Here is a 22,352-nt window from a genome sequence, read left to right as displayed (position 1 = left end):
TGTGCTCACCCGCACAACTTGGTTAATAGCATTTTCGGTCAACAGACCAGGATATTTCAGGCCGGTCTCCGGACTCATAAGCGGTACTATCACCAGCTGAACACCTTCCCGTAATTGATACAGTGGCGTAACGTTCAACCTGAACTTATTTACCGTTGCGGGGGCAGTGTCGGGTTTATCCAAAGTTTGGCTGCACCGACTTCCCGTTTCATCACTTTCGCGACACCTGAAACTGCCGACAGAATAAGGATTAGCAAGCTATATTGTCAATTTGGAAATCATTTATTGCCCTTATCAGGTTTGACGATAAGCCATGGGAGATTTAAGATGCGCGCCTCTTCAGGTGCTTTGATACCCATCAGAGTTAAACGGGAAGTTGGTGCAAAACCAACACTGCCCCCGCAACGGTAAACGTTGAAAATGCATCCAATCAGCCACTGCGATTAATCGTGGGAAGGCGGGTGTACTGGCGCAAGCCACAACGTGAGTCCGGAGACCGGCCTGAAGTTCATCACAACCAAATCGTGTTGTGTGACTTTATTAACCTGGATCGCGGGTGAGCGTATCCCTAGGAGACAATATGAAACCTTCAACAAAGGCTATGCCTTTGCGTGTCTGTGCACGTTTGACATTGGCTGCACTGGCAACTTCCACCTTTTCTGTTTCAGCTTTTGCTGAACAGGAATCCCTTGACGCAATAACCATCACAGCAAACCGTATGCCCACGGAAAATGCGTTGGCACCCAATACCGTTATTACCCGTGCAGATATTGATCGTTTGCAGATTTTGGATTTGCCTACACTTTTATCCAGAACACCCGGTATCGACATGGTCCAAAATGGTGGATTGGGTAAAGGAACCAGCCTATACATGCGCGGTACCGCCAGTGATCATGTTTTGGTTTTAGTTGATGGTGTTAAATGGCAATCTGCTACTTCAGGCGGAACATCACTACAGGATTTCCCTGTTGAACAGATAGAACGAATTGAGATCGTTCGTGGCCCACGGTCGGGAATTTATGGTTCAGAAGCGATCGGCGGTGTTATTCAGATTTTTACTAAGCAAGGCAGATCTGGTGAAACTAAACCATATTTTTCATTAGCTACAGGCAGCAAAAACACTCAAAAAGCCACGGCGGGAGTGAGTGGTGGAAATGAAAAAACTCGTTATAACCTGGGATATAGTTACTTAACAACAAATGGCATTGACGCACAGGACACATTGGATAACCCCGTTAGAACGTATGCGACACCTGATCATGATGGGTATCGAAATAGCAGTTTATCGTTGAAAGTTGATCATAATGTTAGCGATAGCTGGTCTGTTGGGGCAAATATATTGCGGGCAAACAGCTATAACGAATACGACAATGGTTCTTTTGTTCGTAACACCAATATTCTTCAAGACCCTATTCATAGCAAAAACATTCAACAAATTCTTGGTGTAAATAGCTCACTGGTGATTAACGATCTGTGGTCTATGCGTTTTATGTTGGGCGAATCGTGGGATCGTTTTCAAAGCGTCAAAGTGGGTGTAAATGAATCGAAATTCAATACCCGGAATCGTTCTGCAAGTTGGATAAACACTCTGAGTCTTAGTGAAACTCAACAGCTTAATATCGGTTTTGATTATGATCATGACCGGGTCGAAAGCTCTAATGAGTATGCGGAAAAGTCTCGTGATAACAAAGCTGCCTTCGTAAGCTGGCAAGCCAGTGCAGGTCGACACGAGTGGCTCTTGAGTGTGCGCCATGATGATAACGAGGCGTTTGGTCATCGTAATACTGGAACAGCCGATTATGGATATTGGTTAAATGACGAATTACGAATCTCATTAAATGCTGGTACAGGATTTCAAACACCAACGTTTAATGATCTTTATTGGCCAGGTGCAGGCAATCTGGATATTCTTCCGGAAAAATCGAAATCTTATGGGGTTGGTTTGACTGGGAGTCCAGCCTGGGGGAAATGGGCTGTTAACGCTTATCAGAATGAAGTAAGAGATTTAATAGAATGGGCAGCGACTCCTTCAGGATTATTTCAACCTTCTAATGTGTCAGAGGCTAAAATTAAAGGCCTAGAGTTCGAATTGAATACAACAGTAGCAGAATGGCTTTTGTCATTTGATGCATCTTTTGTTAAGCCAGAAGATGAAGAAACTGGAAATGTGTTGCAAAGAAGGGCAAAACGTATTGCCAATTTTCATGCTGATCGCCAATGGAATAAATGGTCTACAGGCGCAAGCTGGAAGTTAAGAGGTGAAAGTTATAGTGATAAAGATAATGACATTAAACTCAGTGGCTTTGGCTTATTAGATCTTCGTATCGCTTACGATATTGATACTGACTGGAAAGTGCGTTTAACAGGACAAAATATATTGAACAAGGATTATCAAACTATCGATAGATACTATAGCTGGGGCAGAACAGTTATGTTATCTGTTCATTATCAACCTTAATTTTGTTACGAAAAATGCTCAGTCGTTATCGACTGAGCATTCCTTTTTGATATTTCTAACTTATACCTATTCAAAAGCCCAAATCCTTTAAGGATAAAGCTGGTCAGCAGTTAGGCTAATCTTTTAGAATGGCAGGATTTTCCAGCTATATTCAGAGTTGTCATGACAGATCTCAAAGACCAGGGTTTTGCCACCCGAGCTATTCGTGCAGGACATGTAAGAACCCCTGAGGGTGAACATTCCGAACCGATTTTCCCTACTTCCAGCTTTGTGTTTGATAGTGCAGAGCAGGCGGCAGCTCGTTTTGGGGGCGATGAACCTGGCAATATCTATTCACGTTTTACTAATCCAACCGTACGCACTTTTGAACAACGCCTAGCATCGCTGGAGCAGGGTGAGTCATGCGTGGCAACCGCTTCAGGCATGTCTGCCATTCTGGCTACTTTTATGGGGTTGTGCGCTGCTGGTGATCATATTGTTTCGTCACGCAGTGTGTTTGGCACCACTCGAGTTTTGTTTGATAAATATCTCAGCAAGTTCGGTTTGCAAACAGATTATGTTCCGTTAACCGATTTGGCAGCCTGGGAAGCTGCTATCAAGCCCAATACCAAAGCGTTATTTCTGGAAACACCTTCCAATCCACTTAATGAGATTGCCGATTTGGTGGCGTTATCAGCCTTAGCCAAAAAACATGATTGTTTGTTAATCGTTGATAACTGTTTCTGTACACCAGCTTTACAACAGCCTTTATTGCTTGGTGCGGATATCGTCATTCACTCAGCTACCAAATACATTGATGGGCAGGGGCGTTGTGTAGGCGGTGCGGTTGTCGGTGATGCAAAACGAGTCGGTGAAGATGTGTATGGTTTCTTGCGCACTGCGGGTCCGACCATGAGTGCCTTCAATGCCTGGACTTTTCTGAAAGGTCTTGAAACATTAGATTTACGCATGAAAGCGCATTCAGTCAATGCCAACCATCTGGCACACTGGTTACAACAGCAGAAAATGGTTACTCAGGTGTTTTATGCCGGGCTCGAGTCGCATCCAGGACATCAGCTGGCTAAACAGCAACAATCTGACTTTGGGGGCATTATTGCGTTTGAAGTGGAAGGCGGGCAGCAGGCAGCCTGGAAATTAATTAACGCCACACAGTTTATATCGATTACTGCCAATCTGGGTGATACCAAAACAACTATCACCCATCCGGCCACTACGACTCATGGCCGTTTGTCAGTAGAAGCCCGCGCTGAATCGGGTATCAGTGATGGCATGATACGTTTGTCGGTAGGTTTGGAAAATGTTGAAGATATTCAACAAGATATTCAGCGTGGTTTAGATCTGCTTTAAACCTTGCAAGTAAATAGCTGAACTATCGGCATAAAAACTGCATATTGAGACTCAAATAAAACAATTCGCGCCAGAAAACAGACATTGAGGACGTTTTCTGCCGCTTTTCCAGCCAAACAGGTTGTTTTTATGCAGAAAATATTAAGGCTCATACTGGCCCTGCCAATCATCTGGTTTACTCTGCCAGCAGTGGCAAACGCTGAATCCAGCGCGGATGTCCGCATCATTATTGATGTGTCCGGCAGCATGAAATACAACGATCCAGAGAATCTTCGCGCACCGGGACTTCGCTTATTAGGCGGATTGATGCCGGGTGATGCCGAAAGTGGCGTTTGGACCTTTGCCCGTTACGTCAATATGTTGGTGCCTATCCAAAAAGTCGACGATAAATGGCGACAACGAGTTCAACAAAAATCCTCTGAAATTCATTCTCTTGGTTTATTTACTGATATTGAACAGGCGTTGCAAAAGGCGACGGCTAATGTCAACGCCGCTGATTCAACTAAACAACGCAGCATTATCCTGTTGTCAGATGGCCTGGTTGATCTAGACAAGGGTAAAGCTGCCAGCGAGCAATCTCGGCAAAACATCATCAATACACTGCTGCCACAAATAAAACAAAAAGGCTTTCGGATTCATACCATAGCCTTATCCGAAGAAGCCGATCACGAACTGCTCAAACAATTGTCAATGTCGACCGATGGCTGGTATCACAAGGTAGATAACGCTGATGAGCTTGAGCGGGTTTTTCTGCATTTATTCGAGCAAGCCACTCAACGTGATTCCGTTCCTCTGGTGAATAACCGCTTCACTATTGATAACAGCGTCAATGAAATGACGATCTTAGTGTTTCGTGAAACTGAAACCGATATCACCCAACTGGTCCAACCTGATCAAAAACAGCAATTGGCCGATACTAATGATCCTGCCATCCGCTGGATGCAGGAAACACATTTTGATTTAATTACGATTGAGAAACCCATGGCGGGTGAATGGTTTATTGACGCCAATATTGATCCGGACAATCGTGTCATGGTGCTGACCGATCTAAAACTGCAAACCATTGATCTGCCAAATAACATTTTGGCAGGAGAGCAATTTGATATTGTCGCCAAATTAACCGACCATGGTAAACAGGTAGAACGAACCGATTTTTTGCAATTGGTAACGGCAGAGTTAAGCACTCAGCCATTGCAGGGTGAGCCCATCAATAACACGATGGCCTTAAATAACCAGACGGCAACGTTTATGGCAAATTTAGGCAAACTGTTTGACAGCGGACAGAATGATATTGTGATCACCGCTAAAAGTGACACTTTTGAGCGTCAGCGTCGGCAATCTGTGAACGTAGTAGCTTTGCCATTTGATGTCACCGTCACCCAATTGGAGGCTGACAGTCGTAGTCATCGACTGTCCATGACAGCCGATGCCAGTATGATTGAGCCAGAATCCTTGCAAATCACTGCATTACTCAGCGCTTCTGATGGCAGTGAATTCCCTTACGATGTATTACGTCAATCAGATAATGCCTGGCAGCTGACGCTTGCCGATTTACAACCCGAAACCGCTTATCAATTATCACTGCAGATCCGCGGCAAAACTTTGACAGGACGAAATGTGTTTTTGCAACCAAAGCCCATTCATCTAATGGACGAAGTTGGCGCAACACTAACCATTACCTCAGAAACCCCGATTGGCGCAGAACCAGCCGATAAGCCTTTTGAGCCAGTTATTATTGATCCGGTTGTAGACGAACAAACCTCTGTAGTGGATGCAAGCTCATTTCGACTGTCTGATACCGTGATTTTAGCCATTGGCAATGCGGTTATTGTGCTGTTGTTGCTGATGGGATTCTGGTTTTGGCATCGCAGCCGTCGTCGGCAGCTGTTACCTGGAGACTTACTGTAAATGTCGTTGACTGATCCGGTTTTCCAATGGCTTGCCTATGAGCTGGCCGCTATCTTTGCCGTTTTGTTTATCTGGGTGTTGATTCGCGCACGACGCAAGCACAAACGTACTCAGGCAGCCGCTGCTAAAACGGCGAAATTTATCAAAAACAGTTACGAACAACGGGTTGCTTCATTAAGCGAGCAGCTGAGTAGTCGGTATGGTTTAAGCGGTGCGGCCTTGGATTCGATGGTCGAAGAGTTGATGCTGCGTGAAAAGGAAATCTTTAAATCCATCGTCAATCTGTATTCGGCTCAGGACGAAAAAACGCTGAATAATTTCCCTGAACAAATCACCTCATTAACTGATGCCACGCTGAGCATCATGCAAGCAGATAGTGAACAAGATGCTGAGGTCACCGACCTACTAGACGTTGTTGATGAAACATTGCAGGAAGAAGAAGCAGAGCTTGAAATTGAATTAGCTGAACAACCGGCAGAGACTGAAGAAGATCCTCAAGCCGAGTTTGATGGCGTGTTTGATGATGCCAATGCAGACACAGTGGTTGCACAAACTGAAGTGCTGGATGACGAAACGGCGGTTATTGAAGAGTTAAATGAGCCAGCCGCGGATTTTGATATTGAGTTGGCGGATGTTGAAACAGATGAAGTCGACGTTGATGACATCTTTAATCAAAACACACCCATAGAAGAACCTGTTCCTAGCGAGCAAGAAGCACTTATTGATGATGCCATTGCGGCAGAACCTGAGTTGGATATAGATCCTGATCTGTTAGCTGACTTTGATGGACTTGCCTCAGACGAGCCTGTAGCAGAGCCAGAATTAGAACCTGAACCTGCAAAAACAGCTATGCGGATGGCGGATTTTCTAAAGAATGACTGGAACCCAACCATTCCGGATGTGTACGGTAAAACGCCATTAGCGGAGACTGAACCAGCAGCTGAAATCGAAAATGAGTCAGAAAATGCTGATAGTTCTACTAAGCTAAAAAGCATGAAGGCGTATTTGAATACAGCCTGGACCAATCAGGTACCGGATATTTATGGTAAATCTGCCGCAGAGCCAGTAGTAGATCAGATTGATGAAGATTTTGAGGCATTTGAACATCAGGAACTCAAACTGCATGCTTTCGAAACAGACGACACGACGGATCAGGCCTTATCATCACCTGTTCAGCCTGTCGATATCGAATTGGATGTTTTACAACCAAACGACGTGGATTCCGAAGTAGAAGAGATGATTTCTGTAGCAGAAATCGATGATCTTATGCGCGAGGCAGATATACCGATTGAGGACGAACAGGCGGAAACTGTTAATGAACATGTAGCACTCGAAAATGACTTTGATTTCAATGAAATAAATACCTTAGTTGATGAGGAGACTGCTCCAGAAGAAGATAATCTGGCAGAGTCTGAAATCGAGCCTGTTGAATTGGCTGATACAAATGAAGAGGGTAGCTTCCCGCCTGAACTGACTGAGTCCAATCTGTCGGACGACACCTCTGAAATAGTAGAGCAGTACCTCGAAGCTGATTTGCCTGAACCGACTCAATCTTATGAGCACTCAATAGAAGAAAAAACAGAAAGTGATAACACGTCATCAACAGCCGAAGCGGATCCCCAGGTAATTGTTGATGAAGAAGCAACTGATTGGCAGACCGATCTGATCGCTGAAGATAATGATTTCGAGATTGCTGAAACTGAGAATGCAGCAATCATAGATGAACCGGTATTAGCAGTTGAAGAACTGGATTTTGTTGCAACTAATGATGTTGCTGAAGAGCTGGACTTAACCGAAATAGCAGAACTGGATAAACCAGAAGAACCGGCATTAACATCTGAAGAAATAGTTGAATCAGCAGAGCAGCAACCCTCGCTTGAACAGAATCTGGAAGATGCTTCTGCTGAAGCAATTGATTTTCTCGAAACCGTAGAGATGACAACTCAGGATGTCGTTGAAGAACCTAGCGACAATGTTGAAGATGACGTCTCAGCTATTGATCAGTTGGATGAGATAAATCCGTTAGAAGAAATTATTACCAAGGCTGAAGCATCAACATCCATGGAAGAGGCATTAGCACCTGAAGAGCGGAATTCTTCTTCAATTAATGATATTGCTGATGATCTGGATTTAGCAGAAGAAATAGAACAGGATCAACAACCGGAAGCTGTTTTCGCCTCGGATGAGTTAGATGAATCTGTAGAACAAGAATCAGCGCTTGAACTGAATTTGCAGGATGCTTCAGCTGAAGAAACAGATTTCCTTGAAACTCCACCAATGCTCACTGAGGAAGTGATTGAAGTATTCAATGAGGGCGCTGAGGATGACATCAGCGAACTGGATGAAATAATCTCGCCAGAAAATAATATTGCCGAAGCCGAAGCCGGATTTGATAACGAGGCAGAAAGACTGTCCGGGATTATGGCGTCGCAACCTACACCTGAAGATTTGGCTGATGACAACGTCAATAATCCGGCTCAAACCGAAAATGAACCGCTTAATGAAATCGACAAACTGCGTGCCAAGTTACGTGAGCGGACGGAGCGTTTAAAAGCCGCCAGACAGCAGCGGATGGCTGAAAATCAAGCAGAACTATCTACTCCAGAGCCACCAACGCCATTAGATAATTCAACTGAGACTATCGAGCAACCATCGATTTTCGAACAAACTGCTTTCTCTGAACCATTAGCTGATGAAACGGCTATTACGACGGATAGTGAAACAGCAACCAATGCTCTAGTTATTGAAGATGTTATTGAGCCGCAAACCGAAGAGGACCTGTTACGACAAAAACTTGCCGCTGCACAAATGGAAATCGCTACCGATGATAACGCTGAGCAGGTGGAGCCCAATGAAGACACGATCAGTGCTGAAACACCTCAAACCATTGAAGAACCTCTAGTAGAGGAAACTCAATCAGTTGAATCGTTTGATTCTCTGGCTACCGATGATGCAGTCGATGTTGAAGAAATCGCGATTGGTGATGAAGAAAATGATTTTGTCGTTGAAGAGATTGAACTGATTTCTGATGAGAATGACTTAGCGGAATTTACCTCGTTACAAGAACTTGAAGATGAGCCGAGTCAGCCTAACGAAGCAGCAATATCATCTGGTGGCGAAAAACGCTCGTCAGTGGCTGATGAATGGGTTGCCGAACTGCTTAATGAAGAAGAGAGTATTGCTGAGGTTTCAATTGATGAGCTGGAAATTGAACCATTATCCGAGCAAACGGAAACGGTAGAAGAGATGTCGACTGACTTGTCAGTCGAAGATGCATTACCCGAGTCAACTGAAATACTAGCTGCCGAAGCCGAAGCCGAAGCCGAAGCCGAAGCCGAAGCCGAAGCCGAAGCCGAAGCCGAAGCCGAAGTTGCACTTTTACCGGAGGAAGATTCTAAGCCGCAGGATATCGATAGCACCAAGGCTGAATTGGACTTTGCTGCTGCACTTGAAGCAGAAAAAGCCCAGGCAGAATTGGATCGCAAACAGACCCTGTCTGAAATAGCGGTTTTTGATATTCCTGAGCAGCCAGATCTACCTGAACCGGAGCAGCTGGAATCATTACTCAAAGATGTCGAACAGCTGCAGGCCTCACAGCCAGATGAACCTGCGTCACTAATTCCGCCAACTCAGCAAGCACCACTGCCAGATCCTGCGCAATTGGATAATTTATTAAATGAAGTTGATAAATTAACCTCTGCTAAAAAACCGGTAAAGAGCAAAAAGAAACGTAGTGAGTTACAAGCGATTCTTTCAACAATACCGTCTTTCTCTGGCAGTAAAAAAACGAAATACAAATAAACAGAGCTAATTTATCCAGCTTTACTGTTTATAACAAAGTGATATTTTTAAACGGTCTGACTAACGGTTTGCTAAAATTTCCGTCGTTTTAGCACGGGAAAATATATGACCGACCAAATTCATCAGGTAGCCATTATCGGTGGCGGTGTCTGTGGCACCGCGCTGCTGTATATGCTGGCTGAATACACTGATATCAATGACATTGTGCTGCTGGAAAAATATGCCGGGGTGGCCAGGGTCAACTCGCACGGCCGTAACAACAGCCAGACCATTCATTGTGGTGATATTGAGACCAACTATACTTTGGAGAAAGCCACCAAAGTGAAGGCGGCGGCCGAGATGCTGGTGAATTTTGCTGCTGCGTTACCCAATGTTGATCAGGTTATTTTCAAATATCCCAAAATGGTTTTAGGGGTTGGCGATCAAGAATGTCGTCAGCTTCGTCAGCGCTACCAAACCTTCCGCGAAGTGTTTCCCAATATGCAATTGCTGGAGAAATCCGATATTGCCTCCCATGAACCTGCGGTGGTGATGATTAATGGGGAAATGCGTCCTGAGCCCTGTGTTGCGCTTGCTGTTCTGGATGACTACAGCGCGGTAGACTATCAGCGCTTATCAGAAGCTTTTGTTGATAAAGCCAAAGCCAAAACGGATAAACAAATTCAATTATTGTTCAACAGTGAAGTCGATGACATTGTCGAAAAAGACGGTGTGTTTTCTTTGGTCACTGGCGATAAGGTCATCAAGGCTCGCAGTGTGGTGGTTTCGGCTGGCGGACACAGTTTGTTACTGGCGCAGAAGATGGGTTACGGCTTGGAATTCTCTTGCCTGCCAGTCGCAGGTAGTTTCTATTTCACCCCGCAAGTGCTGCGTGGCAAGGTGTACACCGTACAAAACGATGCGTTGCCTTTTGCTGCGGTACATGGCGATCCAGATGTATTGATTGAAGGTAAAACCCGCTTTGGACCAACGGCTTTATTGCTGCCGTTATTAGAGCGTTATAACAACAAAACGTTTTTCGAGTTTCTGCGGGTTTTACGCTTGGATAGCCGGGTGATGAAAGTGTTCTGGGATTTATTCCGCATCAAAGACATCCGCAACTATATTTTCAAAAACTTCCTGTTTGAAGTGCCATTACTGCGTCGCTGGTTATTTCTGAAAGATGCCCGCAAGATCGTTCCCGGCCTGCAATTGAAAGATATTGAATTTGCCAAAGGCTTTGGTGGTGTCAGGCCGCAGCTGATTGATAAAAAAAATGCCAAGCTGTTAATGGGAGAGGCCAAGATCAATCCTGGCACAGGTATTGTTTTTAACATGACCCCCTCACCAGGGGGCACCAGTTGTCTGGAAAATGCTGAAACAGATATGCGAATAATTGCCAGCCGCTTAGGCGCAACGATTAATGAAGCTGTTTTAAACGACGCCTTACATAAAACAGCAACGATCAATTAATGGCTTCATCACCTTATATCACCGCAGATGGCATGTTTCGGATGAATCAGGAACTGAGCGAGCGCTGGCAGCGTCGCCGACATGTGGTTCAGGCGCTGGCGGCAGCGGCTGCGGAAGGTGATCGTTCTGAAAACGCCGAATATATTTACCGTAAAAAAGAACTCAGGGAAATAGATCGACGAATCCGTTATTTGCAAAAACGCATTCCTGATTTGCTGGTGATAGATCGTATTCCGGATAATCAGGATGCGGTGTTCTTTGCGGCGTATGTGACTTTATTAAAAGATGATAGAGAAGAGGTTCAATACCGGATTGTTGGCCCGGATGAAATTGACCACGCCAAAGGTAATATCAGTGTTGATTCACCTTTGGCGCGGGCTTTGTTAAAAAAACAGATTGATGATGAAGTCACCATTCAGGTTCAGGATGGCGGTCATCGATATCTGATTCTGGATATCAAATATTAATTTGAAGCAGGCTGGATTCGATAAATCTCGCCATTATCGGTTGAGACGTATAACCAGCCTTCAGGACTTTCAATAACGTTGCGAATACGTTTATTTAACGATTTTAAATAACGCTGTTCATCTACCGCTTCATTATTCTCAAGCTTGACCTGATTCAGATGCTGTAGGGCCAGCGCCCCGGAAAATAGATCTCCCTGCCATTCCGGAAAAGCATCCCCTTGATATTGCACCAAACCACTGGGCGCGATTGAAGGGGTAAAGATCTTTATCGCGTTTTCCATACCCTCAACTTCTTTGCCCTGACCAATTGATACCGGTGCGTAATATTCTTTGCCATGTGTGGCTTCTGGCCACCCATAATTTTTACCAGCTTCGATCAGATTGATTTCATCTCCACCACGTGGCCCATGTTCAATTCCCCAGAGTTCCTGAGTTTCAACGTTATAAAACAAGCCTTGTGGATTACGATGTCCGTAACTCCAGATTTCCGGCAACACATTGTTATCACCAACAAAGGGGTTGTCCTGCGGCACGCTGCCATCAAGGTTCAATCGTAAAACGGTACCGTTGTGATTTTTGAGATCCTGGGCCATATCACGCTCTCCACGATCCCCAATAGAGAAAAACAGATGACCTTGCTGATCGAAAACAATACGGCTGCCGTAATGCTGACCTTTGCTAGTGCGTGATTGGGTGACCAGCAAGTCGTTCCAATCACTTAAAGCATTACCATCCAACTTGGCGCGGGCAAGTGTGGTTGCTCCCTGGCCGTCCACATCTTTGCTATAGGTGAAATAGATCCAGCCACTCTCGGCATAGTCAGGTGATAAAGCGACATCCAGGAAACCACCTTGGCCTTCTGCTTTAACCGACGGTACGCCGCTAATGTCAGTTTTATCTCCAGAATCAAGTTCGACCAGGCTTAATTTGCCCTCACGCTGAGTGACCAGCATTTTGCCGTCCGGCAAAATAGCCATTCCCCAGGGAATACCAAGACCTTCTGCAACCTTGTCAATTTGCAGTGAGTCGTCTTCTGTATTGGCATGAGATGGAATAGCAACTGTCCATATGGATGCTGCAAGCAGCACGCTCATCAATTTCATCTGATTAACTCCTTAACTTAAGAACTACATGACAACATTGAGCAGCCAGGTTTATCTCTGGCCCAGTCGGGACGTTTGGCTGCATATTGTTGATACTGAGGTTGTTCATCATAAGGACGGTGCATGACCTCTAAAAGTTCATGAATCAGGCTGTAATCACCCTCATGGGCTTTATCAATCGCCTGTTGGGACAGATAATTGCGTAATACATACTTCGGGTTAACCTGATTCATTCTGACTTTTCTATCCACATCGCTGGTGCCATCCTGTTGCACACGAAGTTGGTAACGTCGCAGCCAGTCACAGATGTCTTTTTTATCTTCTTTTGATAAAGCATCTGGTGCGTAAAAAGCCTCCATCAACGGAGCTAGCAAGTCTTCATCGCTGAGATCATTCTCTTCACAGCTCACATCCGCTAATTTACGATAGAAAATCGTCATATCGGTTTCAGCCAGTAACAGAATTTTCTGTAATTGCTGATTCAATTCATGATCGGCATCACCCAGATATTCGTTCAGACCCAGTTTGTCGGCTCGCATCTGCTGCCATTTGTTGGTGTAGAGCTGGACATAATCGGTAAGGATTTGTTGTAACGGTTCAGCTTCATCAATTAATGGATAAATCGCATTACCGAGCTGTAGCAGATTCCACTGCGCGATTTGCGGCTGCTGCCCAAAGCGGTAGCGTTTACCCGTTGCATCGGTGGTGTTAGGCGTCCAGTCGGGATCGTAATTATCAATCCAGCCATACGGGCCATAATCTATAGTCAGACCAAGTATCGAAGTGTTATCAGTATTTAATACGCCATGTACAAAACCGACACGCATCCAATGCACTACTAAATCTGCGGTGCGTTCACACACTTCTTTAAACCACGCCAGATAAGTTTCTTTGGAGGGTTCGCCCAGATGCGTAAAATGATGGCGAATGGTGTAATCGACCAGTAAACGAAGATTGTCGATATCGCCCCGCGAGTTAAACAATTCGTAATTACCAATCCGCAAAAACGATGGCGCGACTCGACAGACAATCGCACCCGGTTCAGTTTGCGGGCGGCCATCGTAAAACATATCGCGGACTACGCCTTCACCGGTGGTCACCAGACTTAATGCACGGGTTGTGGGTACGCCAAGATGAAACATGGCTTCACTGCAGAGAAATTCACGTACCGAGGATCGTAATACGGCTAGGCCATCAGCTGAACGGGAGTAGGGGGTTTCTCCAGCACCTTTGAGTTGCAGCATTTGCAGCTGGCCGTGAATATCCTGAACTTCACCAAGATTAATGGCTCGGCCATCGCCTAATTGTCCGGCCCAGTTGCCAAACTGATGTCCGCCATAGCACATTGCATGCGGTTGCATACCTTTTAAAACTTCATTGCCAGCAAACACGTTAGTGAATTGTCTGCTCTCACAATCTACTGGTCTAATGCCGAGGTCAGTGGCTAAGTCCATCGAATAAGCCACCAGCTTGGGATTTGCAACGGGGGTAGGATTAACAAAGGTATAACAGGCACCCAGCACCTGACGGCGAACATTTTCGGTATCCGGATCGGCGGGGAGTTCCCTTACAAAGCGGTTATCGAACTTTAGCCGTGTCATTGGCGTAGTGGTGGCGTCGTTTGGATTAAATTCTTCAGTAGTCATAGGCCTATTACAACAGATAGCAGCCGGTGAAAACACCGGCTCATTGTGATGATATTGACTGACTAACTGACGAGGAAAGTTCCTGAAAAGAACTATTGGGTTTTAGCCTAAAGCGGTACGCTGTTGCTGTAACTGACTTAACGATTGTTCCAGTTCGGCAAGTTTTTCACGTTCTTTGGCAACAACATCTGCTGGCGCCTTGGCAACATAGTTTTCATTACTCAGTTTGCCCGCTGATTGTTTGATGATTTTATCCAGTTTGCTGATTTCCTTGTCCAGACGGGCAATTTCAGCATCCTTATCAATCAGACCTTCCAGTGGAATCAGGATTTCCATTTTGCCAACCAGTGCAGTAGCAGCTGCAGGCGCTTCGCCTGTCAGAAACTCTACAGACTCCAGGTTAGCTAATCGGCTGATAAAGTCGTGGTTATCCTGTAAACGCTGTTTATCAATGTCAGTGGCATCCTTGAGCAGCACTGGTAATTGTTTTTTCGGTGCAATATTCATTTGTGATCGAATAGAACGAATACCGTTAATAAATTGCATTACCCATTCCATATCAGCAACAGCAGTGCTATCAATGTTGCTGCTGTCAGCTACCGGATAGACCTCACGCATAATGGTTGAGCCTGTTTTACCGGCTAACGGGGCTATGGTGTGCCAGATTTCTTCGGTAATAAACGGCATAAACGGATGTGCTAAACGCAGCGTGGCTTCCAAAACCCGAACCAAAGTACGGCGGGTACCACGTTTAGCGGCATCACTTGCAGCCTCATTGTTTAATACCGGTTTGGACAGTTCCAGATACCAATCACAATAGTTATTCCAGATAAACTCGTAAATCGCCTGTGCCGCCAAATCAAAGCGATAGCTGTCGATGGCACGAGTTACATCCTGTTCAGTTTGTTGCAGTAAAGAAATGATCCAGCGATCAGCCAGACTGAGTTCCACTTCAGCGTTATCAATACCGGTATCCTGAGCTTCGGTATTCATTAATACGTAACGCGCCGCATTCCATAGTTTGTTACAGAAGTTGCGATAACCGGCGATACGGTTCATATCAAAATTGATATCACGACCAGTGGTGGCTAATGAGGCAAAAGTGAAACGCAGCGCATCGGTGCCGTGCGGTGCGATACCCTCTGGAAATTCTTTGCGAGTGGCTTTTTCAATTTTGGCAGCCAGTTGCGGTTGCATCATGCCACTGGTGCGTTTGGCGACCAAAGATTCCAGATCAATACCATCAATAATATCGATTGGATCCAAAACATTGCCTTTGGATTTCGACATTTTCTGTCCATGTGAATCACGCACCAGCCCATGAATATAGACTTCTTTAAAGGGCACATCATCCATAAATTTAATACCCATCATCATCATCCGAGCCACCCAGAAGAAGATAATGTCAAAACCGGTGACCAATACACTGCTGGGGTACCAGGTTTTCAAAGCCGCATCGTCGCTGGCCAGCCCAAGGTTGAGAAGGGCCATAACGCTGATGAGAACCAGGTATCCAGCACATCTTCATCTTGTCTGAGGGCAACAGAATCCGTTAATTGATGTTTTTGGCGTACATCGGCTTCATCGTGACCAACATAGATATTGCCTTGTTCGTCGTACCAGGCAGGGATACGATGGCCCCACCAGATTTGCCGTGAAATACACCAGTCCTGAATGCCATCCATCCAGTTATAAAAAGTTTTATCCCAGTTGGCCGGGACAAATTTGATTTTACCGCTCTGAACCGCTTCAACTGCGGGTGCTGCGAGTACATCGGCTTTGACATACCATTGATCGGTTAATAACGGTTCGATAACCGCATTGGAACGATCGCCACGCGGCACCATCAGTTTGTGGTCCTGAATGGTTTCCAGTAAGCCTAACGCTTCAAAATCGGCAACGATTTGTTTTCGCGCTGCATAGCGATCCAGCCCACGATATTTTTCCGGTGCATTGTCATTAATGGCGGCATCAATGGTCAGAATATTAATTTGTTCAAGGTTATGACGGTTACCGACTTCAGCATCATTGAAATCATGCGCAGGAGTGATTTTGACACAGCCACTACCAAATTCCGGATCGACATAGTCATCACCGATAATCGGTATTTCACGACCAACCAGCGGCAGAGTTATTGTTTTACCGATCAGATGTTTATAACGCTCATCTTCCGGATGGACTGCAACGGCCGTATCACCAAGCATGGTTTCCGGACGGGTGGTTGCAACTACTAAATGACCGCTGCCATCGCTTAACGGATAACGGAAATGCCATAGATGACCGGCTTCTTCTTCCGATAAAACTTCCAAATCCGATACGGCGGTATGCAGCACAGGATCCCAGTTCACCAAACGTTTGCCGCGATAAATCAAACCTTCTTCGTGAAGTTTGATAAATACATGTTTTACCGCTTCGGACAAATTGTCATCCATGGTGAAACGATCCCGGGACCAGTCCAGAGAGGATCCAAGACGGCGCAACTGACGGGTGATATTGCCACCGGATTCGGCTTTCCAGTCCCAGACGCGATCGATAAACGCATCACGCCCTAAATCATGGCGGGTTTTGCCTTCGGCATTAAGCTGACGTTCCACCACCATCTGCGTGGCGATACCGGCATGATCGGTACCCGGTTGCCACAACGTGTTATCGCCTTTCATGCGGTGGTAACGGGTCAGCAAATCCATGATGGTGTTATTAAACCCATGACCCATATGCAAGCTGCCGGTGACATTAGGCGGCGGCAACATAATGGCGTAGGGCGTGCCTTCACCAGAAGGTTTGAATTCGCCGTTTTGTTCCCACTGTTGATACCAGCGTTGTTCTATTGCATCGGGATTATAGGTTTTGTCCATGCTTCTCTGCGTTTATCTGTTCGGAAAAAGAAAAGCGGGCATTATACCCGCTTAATGTACGCCCGGTCATGAGTGAGCCGGATTGCGTTAATTGTTTATCTGATGCGTATCGAGATGATATCCACGATCTTTATAAAACTGATAACGAACGCGTCCCTGTTTTTTGATTTCTTCATCGCCATTAATAATTTCGGCCAGCCGTTCAAACTGACTGAAAAATAATGGCTGAACCGGGTTTAGATTGATTAATACATCCATTAATTTAGGTGGCGCAGTATTTTCATGGCTGATTAATACCGGAGCTTTAATTTCGTCGTCAGTTGCTAAAATCTGATGCGGCACAAAACTGTCTGGCCGAAAAGCCCATAACGCCTGATCCATAGCTTCACTCTGAGTCTGATCCTCAGTATGAATAAATACCTGATGACCCTGTAGATAAGCTTTTTCCGCCAGCCGGCAGGCAAATTGCTGCCGGTCAAGCGGATCGGTTGTAGCTAAAATATAAAAACTGACTTTGGTCATGAACTAACTATCAGTCTTCCAAGCGGTTCAGAATATATTGCATTAATAAAGGCACTGGACGGCCAGTTGCACCTTTTTCCTTGCCGCCATTCCATGCAGTACCGGCGATATCCAGATGTGCCCATTTGAACTTCTCAGTGAAACGGGACAGAAAGCACGCTGCAGTAACACTGCCAGCTTCTTTGCCGCCAACATTGGCGATATCGGCAAAGTTACTATCGAGTTGTTTTTGATAGTCATCCCATAACGGTAATTGCCATGCGCGGTCAAAACTGTCATTGCCAGCTTTAAGCAGATCATCTGCCAGGTCTTGATTATTGGCCATCAAACCCGTTGCATTGCTGCCTAAAGCAACAATAATTGCCCCGGTTAACGTGGCAATATCTATAACGGTGTCGGGATTAAAACGTTCACTGTAGGTTAGGGCATCACACAACAGTAAGCGGCCTTCGGCATCAGTGTTGAGAATTTCAATAGTTTGACCAGACATGCTGGTAACCACATCGCCCGGCTTGTTGGCATCACCATCCGGCAGGTTTTCAGAGCTTGGAATAACCCCAATGACATTGATTGGTAGCTGTAATTCGGCAACCGCTTGGATGGTCCCTAATACACTGGCCGAACCGCACATATCGTATTTCATCTCATCCATGCCCGGGGCTGGTTTCAGGGAAATACCACCGGCATCAAAGGTCAGGCCTTTGCCGACCAATACGATAGGTTTACTAGTGCCACCACCACCGTAATTTAAGGTGATCAATTTTGCTGGTTCACGGCTGCCGCGTGAAACGGACAGGAATGACCCCATACCTAATTCAGCGATATCGCTTTCTTCAAGTACATCAACGACCAGATTGTCTAAATTTTTTCCCAGTTTTATGGCTTGATCTGCCAGATAAGTTGGTGTGCAGATATTGCCCGGAAGATTACCGAGTTCACGTGCCAGATTCATGCCCCTGCCAATTGCGGCGCCAGTTTTGCAGGCTTGTTCCAGTGAGTCGATATCAGCTTCGGTGGCCATAAAGCCTAATCTGGTCAGCGGTTTATCCACTGGTTTAAATTGGCTTTTGGTTTGGCTGTAGCGATATAGAGCTGTTTCGGTATTTATGATCGTTTGACGAATTTTCCACGCTGTTGTTCGCTCTTTGACAGGTGTTTCGGCCAGGCAGCTAATGGCTTGAGTTGCTGCACTTTCGTTTAGCCATTTAGCCATTGTTATGCAAGCTGTATTGAAGTCATTTTCCGTGGTCTTGTCATATTTACCGCAACCAACCAGCAGAACTCGTGGACTGGAAATGCCATCAATATCTTGTAACAGCATTGTCTGACCTGGCTTACCATTGATATCGCCGCGATCAATTACGCGTTGAATCAAACCATTACTTGCTGTGTTTAAGGTAGCCGCTGAGGGGCTGAGTTTGTTATCTTCAAATACGGCGACAGCAATACAGTCTATCGACTGGGTTGGTAAAACATCTTTGGTCACAAAATACTGCATGGATTTCTCCTGTTGATGTAGATGGTTTAGACTGCGCTTTTTATTGCAGTGAACTGACTGCCTATTCTAACGAAGACCACTGAATAATGCCCGCCCTTAAACGATTATTTGTTGAGCGTTTCAGCCTGATAGACCGATATATGCTTAGAGAGTTTTTACTTTCTCTGACAGCGGTTATCGGTGTGTTATGGCTGATATACGTGGCGACCCGCTTTGCCCGCTACTTGGCTCAGGCCGCTGTTGGTAATTTGCCTGCTGAAGTCATCTTCAATTTACTGTGGCTCAATTCACTTGGCGCGTTGTCTATATTGTTGCCGATTGGCACATTTCTGGCGGTGTTGCTGAGTTTGTCACGTATGAGCTCGGATAACGAATTAACTGTTATAGCTGCCTGCGGCATTGATGGTAACCGCATATTACGAAATGTTGTCATATTCAGTGGCGCGATGGCGATTATCACGGGTGTTTTGGCATTATTAATTGTCCCCGATGTTTTGTCCGGTCGCTATGAAATCGAACAGAAAGCCAAGGTAGCTGCCAATACCACCGGTTTGGTGGCCGGTAGTTTTAAAGAGAGCCAAAGCGGCGATTGGACCTTTTATTCTCAAAAACTCAGCGATGATAAAATTCACATGGAGAATATCTTCATCGAGATTCATCGTGATGAGAAACCACTGATTTTCCGTGCTGAGCGCGGACGTTTTGATATCGAAACCGACAGTGGTGACAAATTTCTGATCCTGGAAGACGGTTATCGTTATGAAGGCAATGCAGGCGATCTGGATTTTCGCATTGCCGAATATGCCACTCACAGTATGTTGATTGAACGTGGTGAATCAGTGCAGGTTCGTGAAAGGCATAAGTCTTTACCCACAGCCGAGCTTTGGGAACGCGGCGAACCACAGGATCTGGCTGAAATTCAATGGCGGGTATCCACTGCGTTAATGACTGTTATCTTAAGTGTGATTGCGATTACGTTAGCGCATACCGGTCCAAGGCAAGGGCGTTATGCAGGCTTTTTTCCGGCAGTACTGGTCTATGTGATTTACAGCAATTTATTAGGCGTTACCCGAGCCTGGGTAGAGAAGGGCGATCTGGCCCCCTGGTTTGGCGCAATTTGGGTACATTTGTTGATGATCGGCATTATGCTGATATTACAAAACCGGCTAAAACTTAAACGACTCTGGCAACAACGTAAGCGACCTAAAACAGCATGATTCTGCAACGCTATATCAGTAAAACCATATTAGGCAGTACCGCTTTAGTGCTGGTGGTATTGATGTCGCTGTATACCTTTATGGACTTTATCGCTGAATTGGATGATCTCGGCAAAGGCGACTATCAGCTCAGTAATATTCTGGCTTACCTCGCTTTGTCGATGCCAAAACGGGTCTATGAATTACTGCCAGTTGCTGCATTGTTGGGTAGCGTAATCGGACTAGGTACGCTGGCATCTCAAAGCGAATTAGTGGCGATGCGAGCTGCAGGCGTATCGGTTAAAGATATTAACAAGGCCGTATTGATTGTCGCCGGTATTTTAATGATTATCGCCGTGGTGATTGGTGAATTTATCCGACCAATAACCGAACAGAAAGCCATGCAAATTCAGACGGCAGCACAGACTGGCACTGAAGGCAGTCAGTCGCAGTATGGCTTCTGGACACGAGATGGCAACCACTTCAATCATATCCAGCGCATTCACCGTGATGGCAGGTTTGAAGGCATTAAAGTGTATGAATTCGACGATAAGCATCAATTACGCATCGTTACCCAAGCTAAAGAAGCACGCTATGAAAATAACGAGTGGCTGATGCTTGATGTGGTGCAAAGCACTATAGATGAAAATGGTATAGAGGTCAGATCGATTGAGCGTGCCAAATGGCGATCCAAGCTCAATCCCGGCATGTTGAATGTGGTTGTAGTTCCGCCAGAGTTTTTACCGGTATGGAGCTTGATTGAATATGTTTCCTATCTGAAATCCAATCATCAGGCGGTCAGTCAATATCAATTGGCATTTTGGAGCAAAATCATGATGCCGCTCAGCTCAGCAGTGATGGTGTTTTTGGCCGTGCCATTTATCTTTGGCCCGTTACGATCAGCACCGGTTGGTGGACGAATTCTGGTGGGTGTTCTGGTTGGTATAGGCTTTCATTTGTTCAATCAAAGCTTCCAGCATATGGGATTGGTATTTGGTGTTTTGCCCTGGCTGGCCGCATCGTTTCCAACAATCATCTTTGCCGGTATCGGCATATTTATGTTGCGAAGGGTGCGCTAGGGTCTATTAAAGATAAATAGACCCTATTTCAGCGATATCTCGCGAATTTCTTCATTCAGATTATGTGTTTTAAGTAGTGCAGCGATTTGGTCACCATGTTCTTTGACCATGGCGTTTGCAGCTTTAAAAGCTTGTGGATCGTTTTCCCGAAAAGCGAGCATCAAATTCACCGATACATCGCGTAGCTCAGCAACAATAGTGCTTAACGCTTGTTCCGGACGATTTGCCAAGAATTTCTCGTTAGTCTTGGCAACCTGCTGACTCTCATCATTTAACGCGTCAAACGACGGTGTAAAGCCTCTCAGATGCCAGACATTAAAGCCTCGTGGGTCACGCTTTTGCTGGTATAGCTGAAAATATTTTCCGAGTAACTCAACCTGTTCGTAATAACGATGGCTCAACTTGCTTACGTAAGTAGGGAGATTAGCTTCGTTAAGCTCTGCAAACTCAGTGACAAAGGATTCCGTGTTTTCCTCATTTGCTTGCGCCACCGGAATAGACAACATCAAACAAAAGATGAATAAGCCCACCAACTGGTTGATAGCTTGTCTTGATGTAAGGGAAAGAAGAAAAGAATTTCCAGAGAAAAAATTGACTGTCATGTTGCTCACCATTGAAAAACTGCTGGCTGATTATCTGTGAGCGTAATAGGGAAGTAAAGCTAATGCGTAACGCCAAAAACAAAAAAGGCGGTGAGAAATCTCACCGCCTTTTTATAACACCCAATAACGCTCAGTTAATGGTTGCCTTATATGGCGTCCCCAAGGGGATTCGAACCCCTGTTACCGCCGTGAAAGGGCAGTGTCCTAGGCCTCTAGACGATGGGGACCTAAAACTGTTTTCTTTCGTATCTTGGTGGAGCTAGGCGGGATCGAACCGCCGACCTCTTGCATGCCATGCAAGCGCTCTCCCAGCTGAGCTATAGCCCCCGAAAGGAAGCGCATACTATAGGGATTGAGATTTTCTGTGTCAACAGAATATTTAAAAATAATTACACATAGTCGGGTTGGTTATACGGGG

At 45.5% G+C, this 22,352-nt stretch carries 13 protein-coding genes, 2 tRNA genes, 1 pseudogene and 2 riboswitches; of the genes and pseudogenes, 8 read left to right on the top strand and 8 right to left on the bottom strand.

Annotated elements, in window-relative coordinates:
* Positions 1 to 41 precede the first annotated feature (41 nt).
* A riboswitch (cobalamin riboswitch) is annotated at positions 42 to 245 on the bottom strand.
* Between the two features lie 79 nt (positions 246 to 324).
* Positions 325 to 520, top strand: a riboswitch (cobalamin riboswitch).
* 60 nt (positions 521 to 580) lie between these two features.
* The 6 genes from E8Q33_RS06230 (at position 581) to greB (ending at position 11,433) form a co-directional block, all read left to right on the top strand.
* Positions 581 to 2,458, top strand: coding sequence for a TonB-dependent receptor domain-containing protein (locus tag E8Q33_RS06230; protein WP_136553615.1), 1,878 nt, complete (start codon positions 581 to 583; stop codon positions 2,456 to 2,458).
* Between the two features lie 162 nt (positions 2,459 to 2,620).
* A complete protein-coding gene (locus E8Q33_RS06225) occupies positions 2,621 to 3,805 on the top strand; it encodes an O-succinylhomoserine sulfhydrylase (protein ID WP_136553613.1) in 1,185 nt (394 codons plus the stop codon).
* 129 nt (positions 3,806 to 3,934) lie between these two features.
* Positions 3,935 to 5,713, top strand: a complete 1,779-nt coding sequence (locus E8Q33_RS06220; RefSeq protein WP_136553611.1) for a VWA domain-containing protein — start codon at positions 3,935 to 3,937, stop codon at positions 5,711 to 5,713.
* Positions 5,714 to 9,514, top strand: coding sequence for a hypothetical protein (locus E8Q33_RS06215; RefSeq protein WP_136553609.1), 3,801 nt, complete (start codon positions 5,714 to 5,716; stop codon positions 9,512 to 9,514). It begins immediately after the preceding gene.
* 105 nt (positions 9,515 to 9,619) lie between these two features.
* On the top strand, positions 9,620 to 10,966 hold the full coding sequence (locus tag E8Q33_RS06210; protein WP_136553607.1) for an FAD-dependent oxidoreductase: 1,347 nt from the start codon (positions 9,620 to 9,622) through the stop codon (positions 10,964 to 10,966).
* Entirely contained in the window at positions 10,966 to 11,433 is a 468-nt protein-coding gene (greB, locus tag E8Q33_RS06205; RefSeq protein WP_069295090.1) for a transcription elongation factor GreB, read from the top strand. The genes E8Q33_RS06210 and greB overlap by 1 nt, the downstream gene beginning before the upstream one ends.
* On the opposite strand, the gene E8Q33_RS06200 is transcribed toward greB, so the two are convergent.
* From E8Q33_RS06200 to E8Q33_RS06180, 5 genes and pseudogenes are all read right to left on the bottom strand, one after another.
* Positions 11,430 to 12,536: a PQQ-dependent sugar dehydrogenase gene (locus E8Q33_RS06200; protein ID WP_136553605.1), complete on the bottom strand. Its 1,107-nt coding sequence runs from the start codon at positions 12,534 to 12,536 to the stop codon at positions 11,430 to 11,432. The two genes, greB and E8Q33_RS06200, sit on opposite strands and share 4 nt — an antisense overlap.
* 17 nt (positions 12,537 to 12,553) lie before the next feature.
* Positions 12,554 to 14,182 (bottom strand): YdiU family protein, encoded by a 1,629-nt coding sequence (locus E8Q33_RS06195; protein ID WP_136553603.1) that lies wholly within the window; start codon positions 14,180 to 14,182, stop codon positions 12,554 to 12,556.
* Positions 14,183 to 14,284: 102 nt separating this feature from the next.
* A pseudogene (locus tag E8Q33_RS06190) lies at positions 14,285 to 17,037 on the bottom strand (valine--tRNA ligase).
* 87 nt (positions 17,038 to 17,124) lie between these two features.
* Positions 17,125 to 17,559, bottom strand: coding sequence for a DNA polymerase III subunit chi (locus E8Q33_RS06185; protein WP_136553601.1), 435 nt, complete (start codon positions 17,557 to 17,559; stop codon positions 17,125 to 17,127).
* A gap of 10 nt (positions 17,560 to 17,569) precedes the next feature.
* The gene (locus E8Q33_RS06180) at positions 17,570 to 19,057 is read right to left on the bottom strand and encodes a leucyl aminopeptidase (RefSeq protein ID WP_136553599.1); all 1,488 of its coding nucleotides are present in this window, start codon (positions 19,055 to 19,057) and stop codon (positions 17,570 to 17,572) included.
* An 86-nt stretch (positions 19,058 to 19,143) separates the two neighbouring features.
* Between E8Q33_RS06180 and lptF the strand changes: the two genes are divergently transcribed.
* Both lptF and lptG read left to right on the top strand, forming a co-directional pair.
* The gene (gene lptF, locus E8Q33_RS06175) at positions 19,144 to 20,274 is read left to right on the top strand and encodes an LPS export ABC transporter permease LptF (protein WP_245652019.1); all 1,131 of its coding nucleotides are present in this window, start codon (positions 19,144 to 19,146) and stop codon (positions 20,272 to 20,274) included.
* Positions 20,271 to 21,332 (top strand): LPS export ABC transporter permease LptG, encoded by a 1,062-nt coding sequence (gene lptG / locus E8Q33_RS06170; protein ID WP_136553597.1) that lies wholly within the window; start codon positions 20,271 to 20,273, stop codon positions 21,330 to 21,332. Before lptF ends, lptG begins: the two co-directional genes overlap by 4 nt.
* A gap of 23 nt (positions 21,333 to 21,355) precedes the next feature.
* Here the strand turns inward: lptG and E8Q33_RS06165 are convergent, their stop codons facing one another.
* From E8Q33_RS06165 to E8Q33_RS06155, 3 genes are all read right to left on the bottom strand, one after another.
* Positions 21,356 to 21,934, bottom strand: coding sequence for a hypothetical protein (locus tag E8Q33_RS06165; RefSeq protein WP_136553595.1), 579 nt, complete (start codon positions 21,932 to 21,934; stop codon positions 21,356 to 21,358).
* 151 nt (positions 21,935 to 22,085) lie between these two features.
* Positions 22,086 to 22,161 (bottom strand) — tRNA-Glu (locus tag E8Q33_RS06160).
* Positions 22,162 to 22,185: 24 nt separating this feature from the next.
* Positions 22,186 to 22,261 (bottom strand) — tRNA-Ala (locus tag E8Q33_RS06155).
* Positions 22,262 to 22,352 lie beyond the last annotated feature (91 nt).

This window comes from Methylophaga sp. SB9B (genome assembly GCF_004832235.1).
Classification (GTDB): domain Bacteria; phylum Pseudomonadota; class Gammaproteobacteria; order Nitrosococcales; family Methylophagaceae; genus Methylophaga; species Methylophaga muralis.
The sequence above is the reverse complement of the archived record's forward strand: the minus strand, read 5'-3'. Positions and strand labels throughout refer to the sequence as shown.

What these genes read in the sequence shown, in the direction of transcription:
- E8Q33_RS06230 (WP_136553615.1), top strand. Translation starts at nt 581, where the DNA reads ATGAAACCTTCAACAAAGGCTATGCCTTTGCGTGTCTGTGCACGTTTG.
- E8Q33_RS06225 (WP_136553613.1), top strand. Translation starts at nt 2,621, where the DNA reads ATGACAGATCTCAAAGACCAGGGTTTTGCCACCCGAGCTATTCGTGCA.
- E8Q33_RS06220 (WP_136553611.1), top strand. Translation starts at nt 3,935, where the DNA reads ATGCAGAAAATATTAAGGCTCATACTGGCCCTGCCAATCATCTGGTTT.
- E8Q33_RS06215 (WP_136553609.1), top strand. Translation starts at nt 5,714, where the DNA reads ATGTCGTTGACTGATCCGGTTTTCCAATGGCTTGCCTATGAGCTGGCC.
- E8Q33_RS06210 (WP_136553607.1), top strand. Translation starts at nt 9,620, where the DNA reads ATGACCGACCAAATTCATCAGGTAGCCATTATCGGTGGCGGTGTCTGT.
- greB (WP_069295090.1), top strand. Translation starts at nt 10,966, where the DNA reads ATGGCTTCATCACCTTATATCACCGCAGATGGCATGTTTCGGATGAAT.
- E8Q33_RS06200 (WP_136553605.1), bottom strand. Translation starts at nt 12,536, where the DNA reads ATGAAATTGATGAGCGTGCTGCTTGCAGCATCCATATGGACAGTTGCT.
- E8Q33_RS06195 (WP_136553603.1), bottom strand. Translation starts at nt 14,182, where the DNA reads ATGACTACTGAAGAATTTAATCCAAACGACGCCACCACTACGCCAATG.
- E8Q33_RS06185 (WP_136553601.1), bottom strand. Translation starts at nt 17,559, where the DNA reads ATGACCAAAGTCAGTTTTTATATTTTAGCTACAACCGATCCGCTTGAC.
- E8Q33_RS06180 (WP_136553599.1), bottom strand. Translation starts at nt 19,057, where the DNA reads ATGCAGTATTTTGTGACCAAAGATGTTTTACCAACCCAGTCGATAGAC.
- lptF (WP_245652019.1), top strand. Translation starts at nt 19,144, where the DNA reads ATGCCCGCCCTTAAACGATTATTTGTTGAGCGTTTCAGCCTGATAGAC.
- lptG (WP_136553597.1), top strand. Translation starts at nt 20,271, where the DNA reads ATGATTCTGCAACGCTATATCAGTAAAACCATATTAGGCAGTACCGCT.
- E8Q33_RS06165 (WP_136553595.1), bottom strand. Translation starts at nt 21,934, where the DNA reads ATGACAGTCAATTTTTTCTCTGGAAATTCTTTTCTTCTTTCCCTTACA.